The following is a 241-nucleotide window of genomic DNA, read 5'->3' on the forward strand; positions in this document are numbered from 1 at the left end:
GTCACCGCTGCCACGACTGGCTACGGTGCATCCCCGTATATTGGCGAAAGTGTTGTCAAAGGTATTGCTGGTGGTCCGAACAAGAACCAGCGAAATACCATGCGATGGGCAATGAAGAATTATACTGAGGGTGTTCCTTTTGTGCAGATGGGCGGTCAGTTGACCTTCCCCGGAAATGCTCTCACAACTTATATGACTAATAAGGTTGGTAAGAATGTCATTATTCGAGAGGCATTCGCTG

General features: G+C 48.1%; 1 protein-coding gene. It reads left to right on the top strand.

All coding sequences use genetic code 11. The features are described 5' to 3' along the window. Positions 1-241 (top strand): hypothetical protein (locus Q5762_RS39500; RefSeq protein ID WP_315897146.1); only part of this gene is annotated, 241 nt, incomplete at both ends.

The sequence above is a fragment of the Streptomyces sp. P9(2023) genome (genome assembly GCF_032436795.1).
Lineage (GTDB): Bacteria > Actinomycetota > Actinomycetes > Streptomycetales > Streptomycetaceae > Streptomyces.